The organism is Thermus scotoductus DSM 8553 (assembly GCF_000381045.1).
Classification (GTDB): domain Bacteria; phylum Deinococcota; class Deinococci; order Deinococcales; family Thermaceae; genus Thermus; species Thermus scotoductus.
Window position 1 is genome coordinate 1 of record NZ_KB905743.1, and the last position, 18,698, is coordinate 18,698.

Sequence of the window (18,698 nt, forward strand, 5' to 3'; positions counted from 1 at the left end):
ATGTATCCCCGGTTTGGTCAGCCTGTGTCACGCGTTAGCGTATCTTGAGGGCTATCTTGGAAACCGGGGGATTATAGCTCCCCCACGCCCCCTCTTTTCTCTAAGCCCCTGCTCCTGGCTGGGGTCTTTCCGTGGGGGCCACGGGGGGTGGGCTAGGAGGCAGGAGGAGGAGCCTGAGCACCTCTCCCACCTCCTCCACGAAGGTGATCTCCAGGTCCTTGAGGATTTCCTCCGGAACCTCCTTGAGCTCGGGTTCATTCTCCTTGGGCAGGACCACGCGGAAGATGCCCGCTTGGTGGGCGGCCAGGAGTTTTTCCTTCACCCCGCCGATGGCCAGGACCTTGCCCCTGAGGGTGATCTCCCCGGTCATAGCGATGTCCATGCGCACGGGGCGCCCCGTGAGGGCACTGGCCAGGGCTGTGGCCATGGTGATGCCGGCGGAGGGGCCGTCCTTGGGGGTGGCGCCCTCGGGGACATGGATGTGGAGGTCGTATTCCTTGTGGAAGCCTTCCGGCAGACCCCACTCCTCCCGGTGGGCCCGGAGGTAGGTGAGGGCGGCGTGGGCCGATTCCTTCATCACCTCCCCCAGGTTGCCGGTGAGGTTCACCTTGCCTGTCCCGGGTACGGCCACGGCCTCAATGGTGAGAAGGGCACCGCCATAGGGCGTCCAGGCCAGACCCTGAGCCACCCCCACCTGGGGGGCCTTCTCCGCCCGGTCCGGGCGGTACTTGGGCACGCCCAGGTAGGCCTCGAGGTCCTGGGCGTCCACCACCCGCACGCCCTCCCAGGGGCTTTCCAGGTAGTCCTTGGCTGCCTTACGGGCCACCTTGGAAAGCTCCCGGTCCAGGTTCCGCACCCCTGCCTCCCGGGTGTACTCCTGCACGATGCGCTCTATGGCCCGGTCGGTGATCTCCAGTTTGCCCTCGAGGCCCGCTTCCTTCACCTGGAAGGGCCAGCGGAAGTGACGGGCGATGGCCCGCTTCTCCGGGAGGGTGTAGCCTGGGATCTCAATGACCTCCATCCGGTCCAGAAGGGGCTTGGGAATGGTGGAAAGGGTATTGGCGGTGGTGATGAAAAAGACCCGGGAAAGGTCGTAGGGAACGTCCAGGTAGTGGTCGGTGAAGGTGTGATTCTGCTCGGGGTCCAAGACCTCCAAAAGGGCCGAGGCCGGGTCCCCCCGCCAATCGGAGGAGAGCTTGTCAATCTCGTCCAGGAGGAAGACGGGGTTCACCACCCCCACCTGCTTCATCCCCTGGATGATCTTCCCTGGAAGCGCCCCAATGTAGGTGCGCCGGTGGCCCCGGATCTCCGCCTCGTCCCGCACGCCACCTAAAGAGATGCGGTGGAACTTGCGGTTCATGCTTCGGGCGATGCTCTTGCCCAAGGAGGTCTTGCCTACCCCGGGAGGCCCCACGAAGCAAAGGATGGGAGCGTGGCCCTTGACCTCCTTCTCCTTGGTCAGCTGGCGCACCGCAAGATACTCCAGGATGCGCTCCTTTACATCCTTGAGGCCATAGTGGTCCTCGTCCAGGACCCGCTTGGTTACAGCAATATCCAGGACCTCCGAGTCGGCTTCGGTCCAGGGAACCTCCAGAAGCCAGTCCAGATAGGTCCGGCTCACCGTGGCCTCGGGAGAGCCGGGTTGCATGCGCTCCAGGCGCTTTAGCTCCTTTAAGGCCTTTTCCTTGACGGCCTCGGGCATGCCCTTTTTCTCAATCCGCTCGCGGAGCTCCTCGATCTCAGAGAGGAAATCCTCCCCACCCCCGAGCTCCTTCTGGATGGCCTTCATCTGCTCCCGGAGGTAGTACTCCCGTTGATTCTGGTCCATCTGCTCCTTGACCCGGGCGGCGATCTTCTTGTCCAGCTCAAAGCGCTCCAGGTCGCGAAGAAGCAGGGCCAGGACCTTTTTAAGCCTTTCCTCCACCTCCGGGGTTTCCAGGATGGCCTGTTTGTCCAAAAGGTCCCAGGTGGCGTGGTGGGCCACCAGGTCGGCCAGGATGGCGGGGTCTAGGGTGCTCTTGACTGCTTCCTGCTGGTAGCGGTCCAGGCGCAGGGTTTTGTGGTTTTGCAGGTAGCGTTCAAAGGCCTCCTGCACCTCGTTCACCAGGACCCGGGCGAGGCTTGGGTCCTGCAGGGGAGGCTCGGACAACACCTCTCCCACGGCCCTCAGGTAGGGGGCGGCCACATAGGAAACCAGGCGGGCCCGGTTCCTGGCCTCCACCATCACCTGCAGGGTGCCGTCGGGGAGGCGCATGGCCTGCTTGACCACCGCCAGGGTGCCCACCGCGAAAAGGTCCTCAGGGGTGGGGTCGTCCACCTCGGGGTCCTTCTGGGTGACCAGGAAGATGTAACGATCGGCGTTAAGGGCCTCCTCCACCGCCCTTTTGCTCTTGGGGCGGCCCACGTCCACCCCGGTGGTGGTGTGGGGGAGGATCACGGTGTTCCTCAGGGGAAGTACGGGAAGTTCCAGGCGCAAGACGTCCTTCATCTAGCCCTATCATAGCGCCGGCAGGGGCAAAGAAAAAACCCGGGGGCACAAAGGACCCCGGGGGTATGGTCTTGGTCCACTACAGGCCTACCGTCACCGTGGCCTTGGCGTTTTTGAGGGTGAAGGTCACCATGCTGGAGGGCAGGCTCTGAGCCTCGAGGCCCAGCCAGAACTGGCCCTGAGCGATGCCTTGGGTGAGCTTGGCGCCTTGGAGGGTAAGAGAAGCTTGTGTGCCCTGGAACTGCGCTTCCCCCACCTTTTCATCGGCAGGCCCAACAGGGCAAGCGTAAGCGGGAATGCCGTAAAGGGAAAGGTCTTGGCAGGTCTTGCTGGGGTCCTCGAGGCGCACGTAAAAGCTAATGGTGGTGTTCAGGGTCTGGCTGGCCTCGAGGGTCCCGGTGAGCACCACGCTCTTGGGCGCTACAGGAGGCGGGTTAAATCTGGTGGCTTCCTTAGGGTAGAGGATCTGGCCTTGGGGGTTCGGCAGAGCCTGCGCTTGGAAATCTTTGTCAGGGATATCCACGGTAACGGTGAAAGAGCAGGCAGCCAGGGTTAGAAGAAGGCTTCCCAGTAGCCACAAGAGGGGGCGCTTCATGGCGGAGATTTTATCCTTCCTCCTTGAGCGGTCGTCAAGATACCATGGACCCGTATGCACCGCCTGCTCTTTGCCCTGGATCCGGAGGAAGCGCATGAACTCAGCCTGAGGCTCCTTTCCCTGTGGTCGGAGAGGGGCCCCATTTTGGAGATTCCCGCCAAGCTTCTACGGGTGGAGGACCCAAGGCTTGTGGTGGAGGCCATGGGGCTTCGTTTTCCCAATCCCTTAGGCCTGGCGGCGGGGATGGATAAGGACGCCCGGGCCTTGGGGGCCTGGTGGGCTTTGGGCTTCGGCTTCACCGAGGTGGGTACCCTCACCCCCAGGCCCCAGGAGGGGAACCCCAGACCCCGGCTTTTTCGGCTGGTGGAGGACCATGCCCTTATCAACCGCATGGGTTTCAACAACCAAGGGGCCGAGGAGGCGGCCAGGAGGCTTAAGCGCTTCCGGGAAAGGGGGCTTCCTTTCCCCGTGGGGGTGAACCTGGGGAAGAACCGGGATACCCCTTTGGAAAAAGCGGCGGAGGACTACCTGGAAGCCTTGCGCATCCTGGAGCCCTATGGGGATTACTTTGTTTTGAACGTCAGTTCCCCCAATACCCCTGGGCTTCGCACCCTGCAGGAGGGTCCCTTTTTGGACGAGCTGCTTTCAAAGCTCCGCCCAGCCACAAGTAAGCCCCTTCTCCTCAAGGTGGCCCCGGACCTCAGTTTTGAGGCCTTGGACCAGGTGGTGGAGCTTTGCCGAAAACATGGGTTAGAGGGCCTGGTGGCGGTGAACACCACCCTAGAGCGGCCTGGCCTGAAAAGCCCATTGGCGGAGGAGGCTGGGGGGTTATCGGGAAGGCCTTTAAAAAGGCGGTCTCTGGAAGTGCTCCGTTACCTTGCGGGGGTGAAGGACCTAACCCTGGTGAGCGTGGGTGGGGTGGAGGGCCCCATGGATGTGTGGGAGCGGCTTAAGCTGGGGGCCCGGTTGGTGCAGGTTTATACCGGTTTTGTCTATGGAGGCCCCCTTTTCCCCCGTAGGACCCTGAAAGGCCTCCTAAGGCTGATGGAGGCGGAAGGGGTGAGGAGCTTAACGGAGCTTTGGGTCTCTATACCGTGAGGGTGCAGCCGCAAAGGAGTTCCAGCTCCACCGGGGATACGTGCCGCCAGGCGCCATCGTGGCGTAGGTGGAGGACGAGAAGGGTGTGGGGGTCAAAGACCACCACGTCCTTGACCCCTTGGGACAGGTAGAACCGGGGGGCGATCTCCAGGTCCTTGGCCTCGTAGCCCCGGCTCACCACCTCCACCACCGCTTCCGGGAGCAGGGTGATGGCCTCGTCCAGCTCCTCGGGTTCCCGGCAAAAGAGGGCGATGTCGGGGCGCTGGTAGGACCCGTCGGGAAAGCGCACGTAGACGTCGGCCACGTGGATGCAGGGGCAGGAAGATGCTTCCTTCGGGCGGATGCTCTGCCGGATGCGGTCCACCGCTTTTTGATGCCGGTAAGTGGGCTGGGCTTCCCAAAGGGGGAGCCCTCCCACCCATTCCAGGCGTAGCCCCAGCTGATCGGCCTCCAAGAGTTTTTTTAGCATGCCCCTATTCTAGCGCCTGGTGCACCACCTGCCCCTCCACCAGGGTTAAGACCGGCCACCCCCCTAAGACCCATCCTGCCCAGGGGGAAAACCGGGCCTTGGAGGCGAAGTTCCTGGGCTCCACGGGGCGCTCCTTGGGGTCCAGGAGGACAAGGCTGGCCTCGGCTCCCTCCTCCAGATGGATGGGCTTCAGGCCCAGGATGCTTCGGGGACCGTCGGTGAAGAGCTCCACCAGGCGCTTCAGAGGGAAGCCCCGCTTCAGGTGAAGCTCGGTGTATAGAAGGGGAAAGGCCACCTCGAGGCTCGGAATCCCAAAGGGAGCCCTTAAGAGGTCCATTTCCTTTTCCGCCTGGGTGTGGGGGGCGTGGTCGGTGGCGATGGCGTCCAGGGTGCCATCCAGAAGCCCTTCTATAAGGGCTTCCAGATCCTCCTGGGTGCGGAGGGGTGGGGCCACCTTGAGGATGGGGTCAAAGGACTTTAGGGCCTCCTCGGTGAGGGTCAGGTGGTGGGGGGTGGCCTCGGCGGTCACGGGGAGCCCGGCCTTTTTGGCTTCCCTTATGAGCTCCAGTCCCCGCTTGGTGGAAAGGTGCTGGATGTGGAGATGGGGACGGGTGGGGCTTCGGCGTACGGCGTAGCGCAGGACCTCGAGGTCCCGGGCGATCCGGGCGGCTTCCGCCTCCTTCGGGTTTCCTGGAAGGCCCAAAAGGTCGGCCAGGGGGCCATCGTTCATGACTCCACCCCGGCGCAAGGAGGCATCCTCCGCGTGCACCGCCACGGGGAGGCCGAAGGCGGAAGCCTGCAGAAGCCCTGCCGCCAAGATTCCAGCATCCTCGTTGGTGTGGCCGTCGTCGGTGAGGAGGGAGGCACCGGCCTCCTTAAGGAGGCCGGCTTCCGTGAGGGCCTTTCCCTCTTGGCCCTGGGTCAGGGCGGCCGCGGGGTGGAGCCGGGCGAGGCTTAGGGCGTGGGCCTTTTTCTTAAGGGCCCGCACGGCTTCCGGGGTGTCCACGGGGGGGGTGGTGTTGGGCATGGAAACCACATCCGTGTACCCTCCTCGCACGGCAGCCAAAAGCCCGGTGGCAAGCTCCTCCTTTACCTCCTGCCCGGGTTCCCTAAGGTGGGCGTGGAGGTCCAAAAAGCCGGGGGCCAGGAAGAGACCCGTTCCGTCAATGACCGTTTCCGCCTCCCCGCCATCAAGGCTCAGGATTTTGCCTTCCCCGATGAGCACATCCGCAGGACCCCGTTTCCCTGAGGCATCCACCAGCGTGACATTCTTGATGAGCAGCATGCTTTCCTCTCCCTTCAAAGGGGTCTTTTACCCTTCCCTCCCCACCAGGAGGTGGTAAAGCACCGCCATGCGCACCGCCACCCCGTTCCGCACCTGGCGGTTCACCAGGCTTCTTTCCGAGTCCGCCAGGGTGCCTTCCAGCTCAATGTCCCGGTTCATGGGGCCAGGGTGGAGGAGGAAAGCCCCTGGTTTGGCCTTCTTCAGACGCGCTTCCGTTACCTGGTAATGGGCAATATAGTCCTGCAGGTGGATGAGGCCGGCTTCCATGCGCTCCTTCTGGAGCCTCAGCACCATAACCGCATCCGCTTCCGCCAAAGCCTCGTCCAGGTGAGGGGTGAGCCTGGCTCCGGGAAGGCTTTGGGGGAGAAGGGTGGGGGGGCCTGCCACCCACACCTCAGCCCCGAGAAGAGGGAGAAGCTCCACGTTGGAGCGGGCCACCCGGGAGTGAAGGATATCCCCCACGATGGCGATCTTCCTGCCCTCCAGGGTTCCCAGGGCCTCCAGGAGGGTGTAGGCGTCCAGAAGAGCCTGGGTGGGATGGGCCCGGCGGCCATCCCCCCCGTTCACCACCACTCCCTTTACCCATCGGGTGGCCTGGTGGGGAACCCCGGCGCTGTCGGCGCGGATGATGTAGGCATCTATGCCCATGGCCTCGAGGGTAAGCAGGGTGTCCTTGTAGCTTTCCCCCTTTTGCAGGCTGCTGGCCTGGGCCGCGAAGGACACCACATCCGCGGACATGCGCCGGGCTGCCAGTTCAAAGGAGATGCGGGTGCGGGTGGAGGGCTCAAAGAACACCGTGGCCACGGTGAAGCCCTGGAGGGCGGGCACCTTCTTCACCGGCCTTTCCAGCACCTCGGCCATCACCCTAGCGGTGTCCAGGGTGTTTTCCACCTGGGCTTTGGTCCAGCCCTGGAAATCCAGGAGGTGCCTCATGCTTCCTCCCTTTCCCAAAGCTCCACCCGGTCCTCCCCGTCCACTTCCTCCACCTTCACCTTGACCACCTCGTTTTTGGCCGTGGGGACGTTCTTGCCCACGAAGTCGGCCCGGATGGGGAGTTCCCTGTGCCCCCGGTCCACCAGGACTGCCAGGTAGATGCGCCTGGGACGGCCTAGGTCCATGAGGGCATCCAAGGCTGCCCTGGCGGTGCGGCCCGTGTAGAGCACATCGTCCACCAGGACCAGGGCCTTCCCCGTGATGTCAAAGGGAATCCGGGTCTGGCGCACCTGGGGTCGGATCCCGATCTCGGAAAGATCATCCCGGTAGAGGGTGATGTCCAGCATTCCCACCGGTACCTCCTTCCCCTCAAACTCCCGGATGTAACGGGCGATGCGTTCGGCTAAGGGAATGCCCCGGGTGTGGATGCCCACAAGGGCCAAGCCCTCCACTCCCTTGTTGGCCTCCACGATCTCGTGGGCGATGCGGTAGAGGGCCCGGCGCATCTCCTCGGCGTTTAAAAGCTCGGCCTTAAAACGCACGGTTCACCTCCAAAAAGAAGCGGAGGCCAAGGCCTCCGCCCAGCTTCTTTCTTTTGCCGTTCTGGTATCGTTCCATTTTCCCCCTTTCCGGCCTCGCGGGACCGGTTTAAAGGCCACCCCTACCTTACACCCCCTGACCCGCCCAGACAAGGGGAACCCCCGCCCGAGCGAGACCCCGGGCAGGGGCCAGGCGGCCTAGGCTTAGGCTGCCTTGGGCGTTTCCCGGGTGACGCTCAAGGCCAGGGCCCCTACCAGAACGCCCACGATCACCGCGTTCCACAGGGCGTTGGCCATCCCGCTAAACCCCAGGATCCAGGGGGAGAGGATGAGCCAGATGCCCAGGACCACGTTCACCCACTCCTCCCACAAGGGGCCACCCCGGAGGTGCATGAGGGCCATGAGCCCCACCACTACCCCCACGATGACCGCGTTCCACATGGCGGCGGGGGTGCCGCTAAAGCCCAAAAGCCACGGGGAAAGGATGAGCCAGACGCCAAGGACAAGGTTAGCCCAGTCCTGCCAACGCCGCATACACCCTCACCTCCTTCCAACCGAAGCTTAACCTCCTTGAGTCCAACAAATAGTGAGATTACTTACTTTCTCCGGCTGGGGAGCGGAGGTACCGCCAGGAAGTCCATAAGAGCACCATGGCGAAGACCACGCGCAGGGTGGCCTCGGGTAGAAAGTGGGCGGCTTCGCCTCCCAAAAAGGTGCCCAAGAGTACCCCAGGTACCAGGCCAGGGGCCAGGAGGGTGTCCACGTTACCCAGGCGGTAGTGGGTGTAGGCTCCCACCAGGCTGGCGGGTACCATGGCGAGGAGGCTCGTGCCCTGGGCAGTGTGCTGGTCCATGCCCAAGACCAGGACCATGGCCGGAACCATGATGGTCCCTCCCCCCACCCCCATCATGCCCGAGAGGAAGCCGGTGAGGCCTCCCGCCAGGAGAAGGGTGAGATCCTCCCAAACCTCGCCCCGCACCAGGCCCACGGGGGCCAGGTAGGGTTTCAGGAGAAGCAGAAGGGAAACAAAAAGGAGGAAAAACCCAAAGGCCCGCTTGAGGTCCTTTTCCGCCAGGCTGTGGGCGTAGCGGGCCCCTAGGCGGGCGGTGAGGATGGCGGTAGCCGCCAAAAACAAGGCGGCCTTGAGGCTCAAGGACCCCTGGAGCCCGTAGGTGAGGGCTCCCATGAGCCCGGTGAAGAAGACCGCCACCAGGCTGGTGCCGTGGGCCTTGTGCTGGGAAAGCCTGAGAATCCCCACCATCAGGGGGATCATCACCGTGCCTCCCCCAAGCCCCACGAGCCCCCCAAAGCCCCCACCGAGAAGGCCGATGACGAAGCTCATGGGGCTCATACTACCGGGTTTGGTGGCTCCCTGCCCTCCAGGGCAAAGAGGAGGTTCTCCACCGCTATCTCCGCCATGCGTTCCCGGGTTCGCCTTCCTGCCGAGCCAATGTGGGGGGTGATGACGGCGTTGGGAAGGGTGTAAAGGGGATGCCCTGGGGGCAGGGGCTCGGGATCGGTGACGTCCAGGCCAGCTCCGAAAAGATGCCCCTTTAGGGCCTCCACCAGGGCTTCCGTGTCCACGAGGCCTCCCCGGGCGGTGTTGATCAGGATGCTTCCCGGCCTCATGGCGAAAAGCCTTTCCCGGTTCATGAGGCGGTGGGTTTCGGGGGTCAAGGGGGTGTGAAGGCTCACGATGTCGGATGTGGCCAGGAGTTCCTCCAGGGAAAGGTGAGGGTAGGGGAGGGGCTTTGGAGCACGGCTCGTATAGACCACCTTCATCCCGAAGGCCTCGGCCCTTTGGGCCACCGCCTGGCCGATACGGCCCATGCCCACGATGCCCAGGGTGGCGCCCTGGAGGTCCATTCCCAGAAGGAGTTCGGGATGCCAGGCCCGCCAAAGGCCCCTTCGGGCGTAGTCCACTCCCTCCACCACCCGCCTGGCCACCGCCAGGAGAAGGGCCAAGGTGAGGTCAGCGGTAGCCTCAGTGAGCACCCCGGGGGTGTGGGTCACGCGGATGCCCCGGGCTTTGGCCGCCTCGAGGTCCACGTGATCCACTCCCACGCTGTAACAGGCGATGACCTTAAGGCCTGGGGCGCGGTCCATGACCTCGGCGTCGATCCGGTCCTCCACGGTGGGGATGAGGCCTATGGCTCCCTCCACCCTCTTGAGGAGATCTTCCCGGGGAAGGAAAAGCCCTTCGTGGACCTCCACCTGGTAACCTGCTTCCCGTAAACGGTCCAAGGCCTTTCCCGGAAGGCTGCGGGTTACAAGGATTTTTCCCTTGGGCATCAGGGCACCACCTCGAGCTCAGGGAAGGCAAGCCGGTAAGGCCTGGGGTCAAAGGTGGCCAAGCGTAGGCCGTGGAAAAGGGCATGGGAACCAATAAGGAAGTCGGCTAGGATGCGGCGGGGCAAGCGGGCTTTTCGCCTCTTTTGAGCGTAAAGGCCAAAGCGCTCGCCGGCCAGTTCCCAGACCGGAAGGGGCATCCCATCTTGCAGGCGGATACTGAACTGGTCAAGGAAAGCCTCTACTAAGGACCAACCGGGTCCGGCCCGCAGTTCAGCGTAGACCGGAGGGCTGACAAAAAGGGCTTGCCGGGATAGCCCATCCAGCAAGGCGATGGCCTTCTCATGTTGGGCATCCTTGGGGTCCAGGGCAGAAAGGATGACGTTGGTGTCCAGGCTGGTCATCCCTTACGCAGTTTCCGAATATAGCCCACGGCATCGTGCCCTGTGGTCTTTTGCAGGGCTTCGGCCTCATCGGGATAGGCCTCGAGAAGTTCCTGCAAAAGCTGCCGCACCGGTGGGCGCCAAGGGCGTAAGCGGATTTCTCCTTCCACCACTTCCACCAGGAGCTTTTCCCCGGGATGGAGCCCCAAAGCCTGCCGAACCTCGGCGGGAAGGGTGATCTGGTATTTGGGGCTGATGGTGACCGTGGCCATGCCTTTAGCTTAGCAAAAACCACTAAGCGTATTTTGCTTTACCCTATGCCCCGGCAAAGGAGAGCTCCGCCACCGCCACCGTGGGGCTACCGTAGGCGGCGTCCAGGAGGGTCCAGTCCAGGTCGTCCCCCACCGCCTCCACCCCCTGGAGAAGCTCCAGGAGGTTCCCGGCCACGGCGAAGTTCTCCACCGCGTGCCGCACCTCCCCCTCCTCCACCCAAAGCCCTAGGGCCTGGAGAGAGAAGTCCAGGCTCACCGGGTTCGCCCCGGCGTGGAGGCCCATGAACTCGGTTATCAGGACCCCCTTTTCCAGGCGCAGGTTGCCCACGGGTTCCAGGTAGAGGTTGGTGGGAGCCACGTCCAGGATTCCGCGGTAGGTGCGGAAGGCGTGGCCGGTGTTCTCCTGGCCCAAGGCCCTGGCGGTTTCTGCGTTGTGGAGGAAGGTTTTGAATACCCCCTTCTCCACCACCACCGTGCGCCGGGCCGGGGTGCCCTCGGCGTCGAAGGGGCGGGAAAGGAAGCCCTTTTCCAAGGTGGGGTCGTCCACCAGGGTGACCCACTCCGAGGCGATTCGCTCCCCAAGCCGGTTTAAGAGGCGGCTTTTGCCCTCGAGGGCGCTTTTGGCGGAAAGGGAGCGGGAAAGCACCAGGAGAAGCTCTGCCATGGCTTTAGGCTCCAGATAGGCCCGGTAGCGGCCCGTGGGGAGAGGTTTGGCGTTCAAAAGCCTCGCGGTCTTCTCCCGGATCTCCAAGGCGGTGCGGCCGGGGTCCAGGGCGTGGAACTCCTTGGCCAGCTTGAAGTCCCAGCCTTGCTTGAGGCTTGGGCCATCCCCCATCACCAGGCTACCCCCCAGCCCAGCGAGTCCAGTGCGGAGGGCACCCTCGGCCCCTAAGGTGCTGGAGAGGGCCATCCGGACCTCCTTTTCCATGTAGCCCCCCATGAGGACGCTTCGGGTTCGGGGGTCGTCCCGTAAGGCCCTTTCCAGTTCTAGGGCGCTTTGCTTCTTGGCTTCCAGGGGGGCAGAAAGGCCCTCTCCCAGAAGGTCGTGGCTTCCCAAAGCCTGGCCCGGGGGGATGAAGCCCTCCTTTCCCGCAAGAAGGGCGTTATCCCTGGCCTCCGATAGGGCCCACTCTAAAGCCTCCGGGGAAAGCTCTTCCGTGTAGGCGTAGCCCACGTGGCCTTGGACCACCACCCTGAGGCCGATTCCCCCCTGGCGGGCCTCCTTGATCTCCTCCAGGGTACCTTGCCGGGCCCTTAAGGAAAGCTCCCGCTCCTCCTGGAAGAGGACTTCCGCCTCGAGGCCCAGTTCCTTCGCCCGTCTTAACAGGTACCGCTTGGCTTCCTCCAGCGTCATGCCCTACCTCCCACCACGATCTCGGAGACCAGCACATGGGGCTGGCCCACCTCCACGGGCACCATTCCCGAGAGGCTCCCGCACATCCCGGGGGCGTTTTCCCAGTCCTTGGCCACGGCCACCACCTTCCTGATGGTCTCCGGCCCCTTGCCCACCAGCATGGCCCCGCGCACGGGTTCTTCCAGGCGCCCGTGGCGGATGATGTATCCCTCCTGCACGGCGAAGTTGTACTCCCCCGAGCCCGGCTTCACCTGGCCGCCTCCCAACTCCTTGGCGTAGAGGCCGAACTCCACGCTGGCGATGAGGTCTTCCACCTCCTTGTCCCCCGGGGCGATGAAGGTGTTGCGCATCCTCGAGGTGGGGGCGAAGGTGTAGTCCTGCCTGCGGCCCGAGCCGGTCATGGGGTAGCCGGTGAGAAGGTGGCCCAGGCGGTCCACCATGTAGCTTTTGAGGATGCCCCTTTCGATGAGCACCGTGCGCTCCGTGGGGCGGCCCTCGTCGTCCACCTCCGTGGAACCCCAGGCGTGGGGGAGGGTGCCGTCGTCGATGTAGGTCACCGCGGGGCTTGCCACCTCCTCCCCAAGCCTATCGGCCAGGACGCTGGCCTTTTTGGCCACACTGGTGGTTTCCAAGAGATGTCCCAGGGCCTCGTGGAAGATAACCCCGCCGAAGGCGTTCCCCACCACCACGGGCATGGTCCCGGCGGGGGCGGGCTTGGCCCGCAGGTTGGTGAGGGCCTGGCGGGCGGCCTTGGCCCCCACCTCCTTGGGGGGGAAGAGGTCGAAGAGTTCCAGCCCCACGCTCTTGCCAGGGGCCGCGTAGCCCGTTTGCACCTCCGTGCCGTCTTGGGCCACCGCCAGCACGAAAAGCCGGGTGCGGACCCTCTTTTCCTCGGCCCACGTGCCCTCCGTGTTGGCGATCAGGACTTCCTGCTCCCATTCCTGGAGGCTGGCCTCCACCTGCCTGATCTCCGGGGCGATCCTGGCCCCGGCCTCCGCCTCCAGAAGCCTTTCCAGACGGTAGCGCTTGTCCTTTTCCTCGTAGGGCGTTCTGGGGGTGTGAAGGCCCTTGGGCAAAGCCTTGCGGAAGTCCAGGCCTCCGGCACCCCGCTCGTCCACCTGGCCCAGGGCTCCCTTGGCCCGGAGGAGGGTTTCCAGGGCTTCCAGAAGGCCTTCGCGGGTGAGCTGGTTGGTGTAGGCGTAGACCACCTCGGTGCCGAAGAAGAGGCGGAGGCCCGCCCCATAGTCCAGGCCGGAGATGGCCTCCTCCAGGCGGCCCGAACGCACGATCACGCGCCGCCTCCGGGAGCGCTCCGCATAGATCTCGGCGAAGTCGGCTCCGCCGTTTAGGGCTTGCCGCAGGAGGGTTTCCACCAGATCTGGGCTTAGCATGGAAGGAGGCTAACCCAGGACTGACCCGCGGGTCAACTCCTTAGGGGAGAATTCCCTGGAGGACTCCTTTGGGGAGTCTCACGCAGGTTCTGCCGGGGTGAGGTGGAGGAGGGTGTAGACCGCCCTTTCCAGGGCCAGCCAGGGATCCTTGCCCTCCTTGGCCCGGCGCTCCGCCTGGATCAAGGCGTCCAGGCTGGCCTCGAGGGCTTCCTTCGAGAGGCCTCGAGCCAGCTCCAGCGCCCTCTTGGCCGCGTAGGGATGGGCCTCGAGGCGGGCGAGGTCGGCTTCCGTGGGCCTGGGGTTTTCCTCAAGGAGCATCCAGGTCCTGGCCAGAAGGGAAAACTGCCAGGCGAAGGCCCCAAGGAGCCTTAGGGGCTCCTCCCCCTCCTCCCTTAGCCGCCTTAGGTGGCGAAAGGCGGCCTTGGCCTCCCCTTCCAAAACCGCCCGCACCAGGTCAAACCCGCTTACGGGGGGCTTTAGGGCCACCACCCGTTCCACCTTCTCCAGGGTGAGGGGAGGTGGGAGAAGGGCGAGCTTCTCCAGCTCCCGTTCCAGGGCCTCGAGGTCCCCTTCCAGGGAGGCCAGGTACTGGGCGATGCCGGCGGGTAGCCTGAACCCCAGCCGCTTGGCCCGGTTTTCCAGGTGGCGGACGAGGTCCTTGCCCTTCGGGGTGGGGAAGTCCCGCCGCTCCCGGGTGCGGTAGAAGGCGGCCCGGGCGGTGGTGGGCTTGGGATCAAGGATAAGCACGGCCACCTCCTCGGGGACGTTTTCCAGAAGGGGCTTTAACGCCTTCCACTCCCCCTCGCTCACCTCCCTCAGGTCCAGCATGGCCCCGGCTTGCCCGAAAAGCCCGGGGCTTAGGGTCTCCGCCAGGGCTTCCGGGGTGGGTTCGCTGAAGTGGGTGAGGCCCCGAAGGGAGGCCTCCTGGAGGAGGGCCTCCTTGGCCAGAAAGGGATCCCCTGTGAAGGCGATGACCATGCTTTAGAAGGCGCTCAGCCCCGTGGCCTCCCGCCCCAGGACCAGAGTGTGGATGTCGTGGGTGCCCTCGTAGGTGTAGACGGTTTCCAGGTTGAGCATGTGGCGGATGGCGTGGTACTCCAGGGTGATGCCGCTTCCCCCCAGGATGTCCCGGGCTAGGCGGGCGGCCTTAAGAGCCTTCCACACGTTCTGCCGCTTGGCCAGGGAAACCTGGGCCGGCTTGAGCTTCCCCTCGTCCTTTAGCCGGGCCAGGCGCCAGGCGAGAAGCAGCCCCTCCGTGTGATCCGCCAGCATCTCCGCCAGCTTGGCCTGCACCAGCTGCTTTTTGGCGATGGGCTCGCCGAAGGTGCTCCGGCTTTTGGCGAACTCCACTGCCTCGGTGTACACCGCCTCCAAGGCTCCCAGAACCCCCCAGGCGATGCCGAAGCGAGCCTGGGTGAGGCAGGAAAGGGGGGCCTTGAGGCTCTCAGCCTTGGGCAGGCGCAGGGCCTCGGGCACCCTCACCTCCTCCAGCACCAGCTCGCTGGTCACCGAGGCCCTCAGGCTCATCTTGTGCTTCACCTCCTGGGCCTGGAAGCCCGGGGTGTCGGTGGGAACGATGAAGCCCAGAACCCGCCCCTCCTCGTCCTTGGCCCAGATGAGGGCGATATGGGCCAGGTTGCCGTTGGTGATCCACATCTTGGTGCCGTTCAGGACCCAGGTGTTCCCCTCGAGGCGGGCTTTGGTCTTCATGTTGCCGTAGGGGTCCGACCCCCCATCGGGTTCGGTGAGGCCGAAAGCCCCCACCATCTCCCCCCGGGCCAGCTTGGGCAGGAACTCCCGCTTCTGCTCCTCGCTGCCAAAGGCGTAGATGGGGTACATGACCAGGGAGCTTTGCACGCTCACGAAGCTCCTAAGCCCTGAGTCCACCCGTTCCAGCTCGTAGGCGATGAGCCCGTAGGCGGCGCTGGAAACTCCTGCCCCTCCGTACTCCGGGGGCAGGGTGGGGCCTAGGAAGCCCAGCTCCGCGAACCGGGGTATGAGGTGGGTGGGGAAGACGCCGCCTTCCTCCCACCAATCCCGGATATAGGGCAGGGCCTCCTTTTCCAGGAAGCGACGGGCGGCCTTTTGGATCCCCTTCTCCTCCGGGGTGAGGAGGTCTTCTAGGGCGTAGAAGTCCAGCATGGGGCACCTCGAGGGGCAGTTTACCGGAAGAGGAGGGGGAATAGCCCCTCATGACACCTCGGCGAAAGCCAAGGTGGGGTGGCATCAGAGCATCCCCGCCAAAAAGCCCTCTTCCCGGATGGTGCGGAGGAGGTCCATCACCGTCAGGACCTGGGGGTCGTACTCCACCAGGACCTGGGCAGGGCCGGTGGCCTGGACCTGGGAGGTGCCCTCGAGGTCCCGTAGCGCCTTAAGGATCCGCTCCATCCCCTCGGGGGTAGGTTCTCCCCGGATGCCGATGAGAACCCGGTTCATGGTCCCTATTCTAGGACGCCCCGGGTTTCTCCCCTTTGCCCCCGGCTTCCCAGGACCCTCACCGCCAGGACCAAGGGTCCGATGGCAAATCCCTGGGCCTGTAAGGCCGCCTGAAGGTCCTCCCGTGTGGGGTCCAGGTGCAGGGCCACCTCGTAGACCCCAGCGTCGTAGGCGCTTTTCACCACGGCGGCCAGGAGGCCCTCCAGAACGGCCTGGTTCCTGCCCTCCACCCGGGTGACGAGAACCGTGGTGGCCTCCCCCTGCCACACCGCCTGGGCCAGGGCGAAGCCCATGGGCTCCTCCCCCTCTTCCGCCAGGAAGGAGTGGCCGGTGCGGGCGAAAAAGCGCACGGCGCCCAGGCTCAAGGGCCGGCTACCCGCCACCCGGTTGAGGAGGTGCAGATCCAGCTCGGTGAAAGGACGGAAGCGCATGGGCCCATTATGCTTCCTGGGCCCGGGGTTTGGGGCGGAAGAGAAGGGCCTCGAGGAGGAGCACCAAGGCGGCGAGGAGGGCGAGGAACCGGCCTGTCCCTCCCTGGCTTGGAGGAAGAAAGCTGGGTCCGGGGGTGGGAAGAAGGGTTTCCACAGGGGCAAGGAGGCCCGTGCGCACCTCCCGGTAGGGTTTGAGGAAGTTGTAGACCAGGAGGGGGAAGAAGGGGCGCTCCTGGATGGCGGCCAAAGGAGGCAGGTAAAGCCCTCCTTCCGCGAAGTAGACAAGGCCCACCCCATCCTCCCCTTCCACCAGGGGCCGCCAGGAACTGGGGGGCGGGGGAGGAGGGGGCAGGCGCTCCCCCAAAAGGGCCACTCCTTCCAGGAGGGGATGAGGCGTAGCGAGGAGAACCGGGATAGGGTTTCCCCCAGAGGGGGCCAGGTAGAGGGTTGGCCTATCGGGAAGCCCCTGGGGTACCCCGATGCGCACCCGCACCTCGTCCCCAGGGGTGGTGCCCAGGAGGCGGAAAAGCCGGGTTAGGGCTGGAAGGGGTGGGTAGTCTACCCCAAGCCGCTTAAGGCCGAAGCTGGCTTCGTCGTCCAGATCCAGGGCACCTCCATTCAGGAGCCGGGCGGTAAAGGTGGAGGGAAGGTTCTCCAACTGGGCGAAGCCCCGAGGCGGAACCCGCACCTCCTCCACCCTGCCCCCCACCTCTACCTGGGCGACGAGGGTGCGGCTTGCGCTATTCCCTAAGGCCAAAAACCCCTGGGCCACGGCCACGATCCCCAGGTTCTCCCTGGGGCTTCCTACCCCGATGTACCCCTCTGCCCCAGGGGGCGGGGGGCCGTCCGTGGCCACCAGGACCGGAGCCTTTAGAAGCCTCCGTCCCAGGGCGATGGCCTCCTCCAGCCGGGCTTCCCGGTCCCTTGCCTCCAGCGCCAGGAGCTGGGTCCTCAGGGCGATGCCGGGGGCAGGGCCATAGGCTTCTGGCTTTTCCCCAGCCCGCACCAAGACGGCCTCCGGGGTTCTTTCCAAAAGGGGGAGAAGCCTTTCCTTGGCCAGGTCCAAACGGGTCTTGGCTCCTTCCCGAGTGGCCATACTGGCGGAGGCGTCCACCACGAAGATCATGGGGGAGGGACCCAAGGGGGGATCCTCGAGGGCCAAGACCATCAAGGCGGCCGCCAGGAGAAGTAGGAAAAGCCTTAGGTCCAGCCGGGGCCGAAAGCGCTTCCTCCTGCCCCTCTGCCAAAGCCACACCCCGGCCCAGGGGCGCACCCTGGGCCTCCTCGCCCGGTAAAGGAGGTAGACGAGGAGGAGCACCGGAAGGAGGAGCCAAAGCATTGCCCTTAGCCTAGTCCCTTCTTGAGGGTATCTGCTAGAGTAACAGGAGGTGATACCATGCCCGGGGTGCTGGTGCACTTGAGGCTTCCGGAAGAGCTTGTAAAGCGCCTGGACGAGGAGCGGAAGGGGCGTTCCCGAAGCGAGGTGGTGGCGGAGGCCCTGGAAGACTACCTCAGGCGGGTGCGGCTTCTCTCCCTGGTGGAGGAGGTGGCGGGTTCCGTGGGTTTTGAGGAGGCTCCCCACTGGGCCACGCCGGAGGATGTGGTGGGCTATGTCCGGACTTTGAGGGGGGAAGCGGAGGCCCGTTTGGATGCGTTATCTCCTGGACAGCACGGTGATCATTGATCTCTTCCGGGGCCATCCCCGGGTGGTGGCCGCTCGGTGCTGGATCCGGGGGAAGGATAGCCATGTGGATTTTGGGCATTGACACCTCCTGCGACGACACGGGGGTGGGCCTGGTGAAGGACGGGGAAGTGGTGGTGAACCTGGTGGCCAGCCAGGTGGCCCTGCACCAGGCTTTCGGCGGCGTGGTGCCGGAGCTCGCCAGCCGGGAGCACCTGAAGGCCCTCCCGGCCCTGGTCCAGAGGGCCCTGGCCGAGGCGGGGATAGGGCCCAAGGATCTTTCCTTGGTGGCGGCTACCCGTGGCCCTGGGCTCATCGGGGCCCTGCTGGTGGGGTACACCTTCGCCAAGGGCCTGGCCTGGGCTTTGAGGAAGCCCTTCTATGCCATCCATCACCTCGAGGCCCACATCGCCGCTGCCTGGCCTCCTGGCCTGAACCCCCCTTTCTTGGCCCTGGTGGCCTCGGGTGGGCACACCCACCTTTTCGCGGTGGAGGCCCTGGGCCGCTACCGGCTTCTCGGGGCTACCCGGGATGATGCCGCCGGGGAGGCCTTTGACAAGGTGGCGAGGCTTCTCGGCCTGGGCTTTCCCGGGGGACCCGAGATCGAGCGCCTGGCCCAGGAGGCCAGGGAGAAGGTGCCCTTCCCCGTCCCCCTCAAGGACCAGAAGGGGTATGAGTTCAGCTTCTCCGGCCTCAAGACCAAGGCGGTGCAGCTGGTGGAGGCTGGGCATCCCGCCCCGGCCTTGGCCAGGGGGTTTCAGGAGGCGGCGGTGGAGCACCTGGCCCAGGTGGTCATCCGGGCTGCCCAGGACACGGGCCACCGGGTGCTTCTGGTGGCGGGAGGGGTGGCCGCCAACCGGGCCTTGCAGGCTCGCTTCCAGGAAGCGGGGCTCACCGTGTACTTCCCCCCCAGGGGCCTTTCCCAGGACAACGGGGCCATGGTGGCCTTGGCCGCCTGGCGCCGTTACGAAGCAGGCTTTCCCCCTAGCCCCCTGTCGCTTGGGGCCACCGCCTACTGGCCCCTCGAGGAGGCCTGAAGGCTTTCTCATCCTGT

The 18,698-nt window shown here is 64.9% G+C and carries 21 protein-coding genes; 3 read left to right on the top strand and 18 right to left on the bottom strand.

Annotated features, from left to right (window positions below; translation table 11 throughout):
* Nucleotides 1–100 precede the first annotated feature (100 nt).
* Entirely contained in the window at nt 101–2,488 is a 2,388-nt protein-coding gene (lon, locus tag F604_RS0106500) for an endopeptidase La (protein ID WP_019550936.1), read from the bottom strand.
* A gap of 79 nt (nt 2,489–2,567) precedes the next feature.
* Nucleotides 2,568–3,083 (bottom strand): hypothetical protein, encoded by a 516-nt coding sequence (locus F604_RS0106505; RefSeq protein ID WP_019550937.1) that lies wholly within the window; start codon nt 3,081–3,083, stop codon nt 2,568–2,570.
* Nucleotides 3,084–3,137: 54 nt separating this feature from the next.
* On the opposite strand from F604_RS0106505, the gene F604_RS0106510 reads away from it, so the two are divergent.
* Nucleotides 3,138–4,181, top strand: a complete 1,044-nt coding sequence (locus F604_RS0106510; protein ID WP_019550938.1) for a quinone-dependent dihydroorotate dehydrogenase — start codon at nt 3,138–3,140, stop codon at nt 4,179–4,181.
* Here F604_RS0106510 and F604_RS0106515 read toward each other — a convergent pair.
* The 16 genes from F604_RS0106515 to F604_RS0106595 all read right to left on the bottom strand — a co-directional run bounded on the left by F604_RS0106515 (nt 4,171) and on the right by F604_RS0106595 (nt 17,302).
* Nucleotides 4,171–4,650, bottom strand: coding sequence for a Uma2 family endonuclease (locus tag F604_RS0106515; protein ID WP_019550939.1), 480 nt, complete (start codon nt 4,648–4,650; stop codon nt 4,171–4,173). The genes F604_RS0106510 and F604_RS0106515 overlap by 11 nt on opposite strands.
* A gap of 4 nt (nt 4,651–4,654) precedes the next feature.
* Nucleotides 4,655–5,935, bottom strand: coding sequence for a dihydroorotase (locus F604_RS0106520; RefSeq protein WP_026329032.1), 1,281 nt, complete (start codon nt 5,933–5,935; stop codon nt 4,655–4,657).
* Nucleotides 5,936–5,962: 27 nt separating this feature from the next.
* Nucleotides 5,963–6,868: an aspartate carbamoyltransferase catalytic subunit gene (locus F604_RS0106525; protein ID WP_019550941.1), complete on the bottom strand. Its 906-nt coding sequence runs from the start codon at nt 6,866–6,868 to the stop codon at nt 5,963–5,965.
* A complete protein-coding gene (gene pyrR, locus F604_RS0106530; RefSeq protein ID WP_019550942.1) occupies nt 6,865–7,410 on the bottom strand; it encodes a bifunctional pyr operon transcriptional regulator/uracil phosphoribosyltransferase PyrR in 546 nt (181 codons plus the stop codon). Before pyrR ends, F604_RS0106525 begins: the two co-directional genes overlap by 4 nt.
* 201 nt (nt 7,411–7,611) lie before the next feature.
* Nucleotides 7,612–7,941: an SPW repeat protein gene (locus F604_RS0106540; RefSeq protein WP_019550943.1), complete on the bottom strand. Its 330-nt coding sequence runs from the start codon at nt 7,939–7,941 to the stop codon at nt 7,612–7,614.
* 58 nt (nt 7,942–7,999) lie between these two features.
* Nucleotides 8,000–8,749 (bottom strand): sulfite exporter TauE/SafE family protein, encoded by a 750-nt coding sequence (locus F604_RS0106545; protein WP_026329033.1) that lies wholly within the window; start codon nt 8,747–8,749, stop codon nt 8,000–8,002.
* 5 nt (nt 8,750–8,754) lie between these two features.
* Nucleotides 8,755–9,699, bottom strand: coding sequence for a 2-hydroxyacid dehydrogenase (locus F604_RS0106550; protein ID WP_019550945.1), 945 nt, complete (start codon nt 9,697–9,699; stop codon nt 8,755–8,757).
* The gene (locus tag F604_RS0106555) at nt 9,699–10,100 is read right to left on the bottom strand and encodes a type II toxin-antitoxin system VapC family toxin (RefSeq protein ID WP_008632193.1); all 402 of its coding nucleotides are present in this window, start codon (nt 10,098–10,100) and stop codon (nt 9,699–9,701) included. Before F604_RS0106555 ends, F604_RS0106550 begins: the two co-directional genes overlap by 1 nt.
* Complete coding sequence (locus F604_RS0106560; RefSeq protein ID WP_008632194.1) at nt 10,097–10,351, bottom strand: AbrB/MazE/SpoVT family DNA-binding domain-containing protein; 255 nt, start codon at nt 10,349–10,351, stop codon at nt 10,097–10,099. Before F604_RS0106560 ends, F604_RS0106555 begins: the two co-directional genes overlap by 4 nt.
* 43 nt (nt 10,352–10,394) lie before the next feature.
* Nucleotides 10,395–11,705: a TldD/PmbA family protein gene (locus F604_RS0106565; protein WP_019550946.1), complete on the bottom strand. Its 1,311-nt coding sequence runs from the start codon at nt 11,703–11,705 to the stop codon at nt 10,395–10,397.
* Nucleotides 11,702–13,096: a TldD/PmbA family protein gene (locus tag F604_RS0106570; protein ID WP_019550947.1), complete on the bottom strand. Its 1,395-nt coding sequence runs from the start codon at nt 13,094–13,096 to the stop codon at nt 11,702–11,704. Before F604_RS0106570 ends, F604_RS0106565 begins: the two co-directional genes overlap by 4 nt.
* Before the next feature lie 78 nt (nt 13,097–13,174).
* Nucleotides 13,175–14,074 carry a DNA polymerase III subunit delta gene (holA, locus tag F604_RS0106575; RefSeq protein WP_019550948.1) on the bottom strand — a complete coding sequence of 300 codons (900 nt, stop codon included), beginning with the start codon at nt 14,072–14,074 and terminating at the stop codon, nt 13,175–13,177.
* 3 nt (nt 14,075–14,077) lie between these two features.
* Complete coding sequence (locus tag F604_RS0106580) at nt 14,078–15,238, bottom strand: acyl-CoA dehydrogenase family protein (protein ID WP_019550949.1); 1,161 nt, start codon at nt 15,236–15,238, stop codon at nt 14,078–14,080.
* A gap of 84 nt (nt 15,239–15,322) precedes the next feature.
* On the bottom strand, nt 15,323–15,532 hold the full coding sequence (locus F604_RS0106585; RefSeq protein WP_019550950.1) for a hypothetical protein: 210 nt from the start codon (nt 15,530–15,532) through the stop codon (nt 15,323–15,325).
* 5 nt (nt 15,533–15,537) lie between these two features.
* Entirely contained in the window at nt 15,538–15,963 is a 426-nt protein-coding gene (locus F604_RS0106590; RefSeq protein WP_015717698.1) for a DUF1999 family protein, read from the bottom strand.
* Between the two features lie 7 nt (nt 15,964–15,970).
* Nucleotides 15,971–17,302: a vWA domain-containing protein gene (locus F604_RS0106595; RefSeq protein WP_019550951.1), complete on the bottom strand. Its 1,332-nt coding sequence runs from the start codon at nt 17,300–17,302 to the stop codon at nt 15,971–15,973.
* Between the two features lie 57 nt (nt 17,303–17,359).
* On the opposite strand from F604_RS0106595, the gene F604_RS0106600 reads away from it, so the two are divergent.
* Both F604_RS0106600 and tsaD read left to right on the top strand, forming a co-directional pair.
* Nucleotides 17,360–17,647: a ribbon-helix-helix domain-containing protein gene (locus F604_RS0106600; RefSeq protein WP_015717696.1), complete on the top strand. Its 288-nt coding sequence runs from the start codon at nt 17,360–17,362 to the stop codon at nt 17,645–17,647.
* A 62-nt stretch (nt 17,648–17,709) separates the two neighbouring features.
* Nucleotides 17,710–18,681, top strand: a complete 972-nt coding sequence (gene tsaD, locus F604_RS0106605; protein ID WP_019550952.1) for a tRNA (adenosine(37)-N6)-threonylcarbamoyltransferase complex transferase subunit TsaD — start codon at nt 17,710–17,712, stop codon at nt 18,679–18,681.
* The last annotated feature ends 17 nt before the right edge of the window (nt 18,682–18,698 follow it).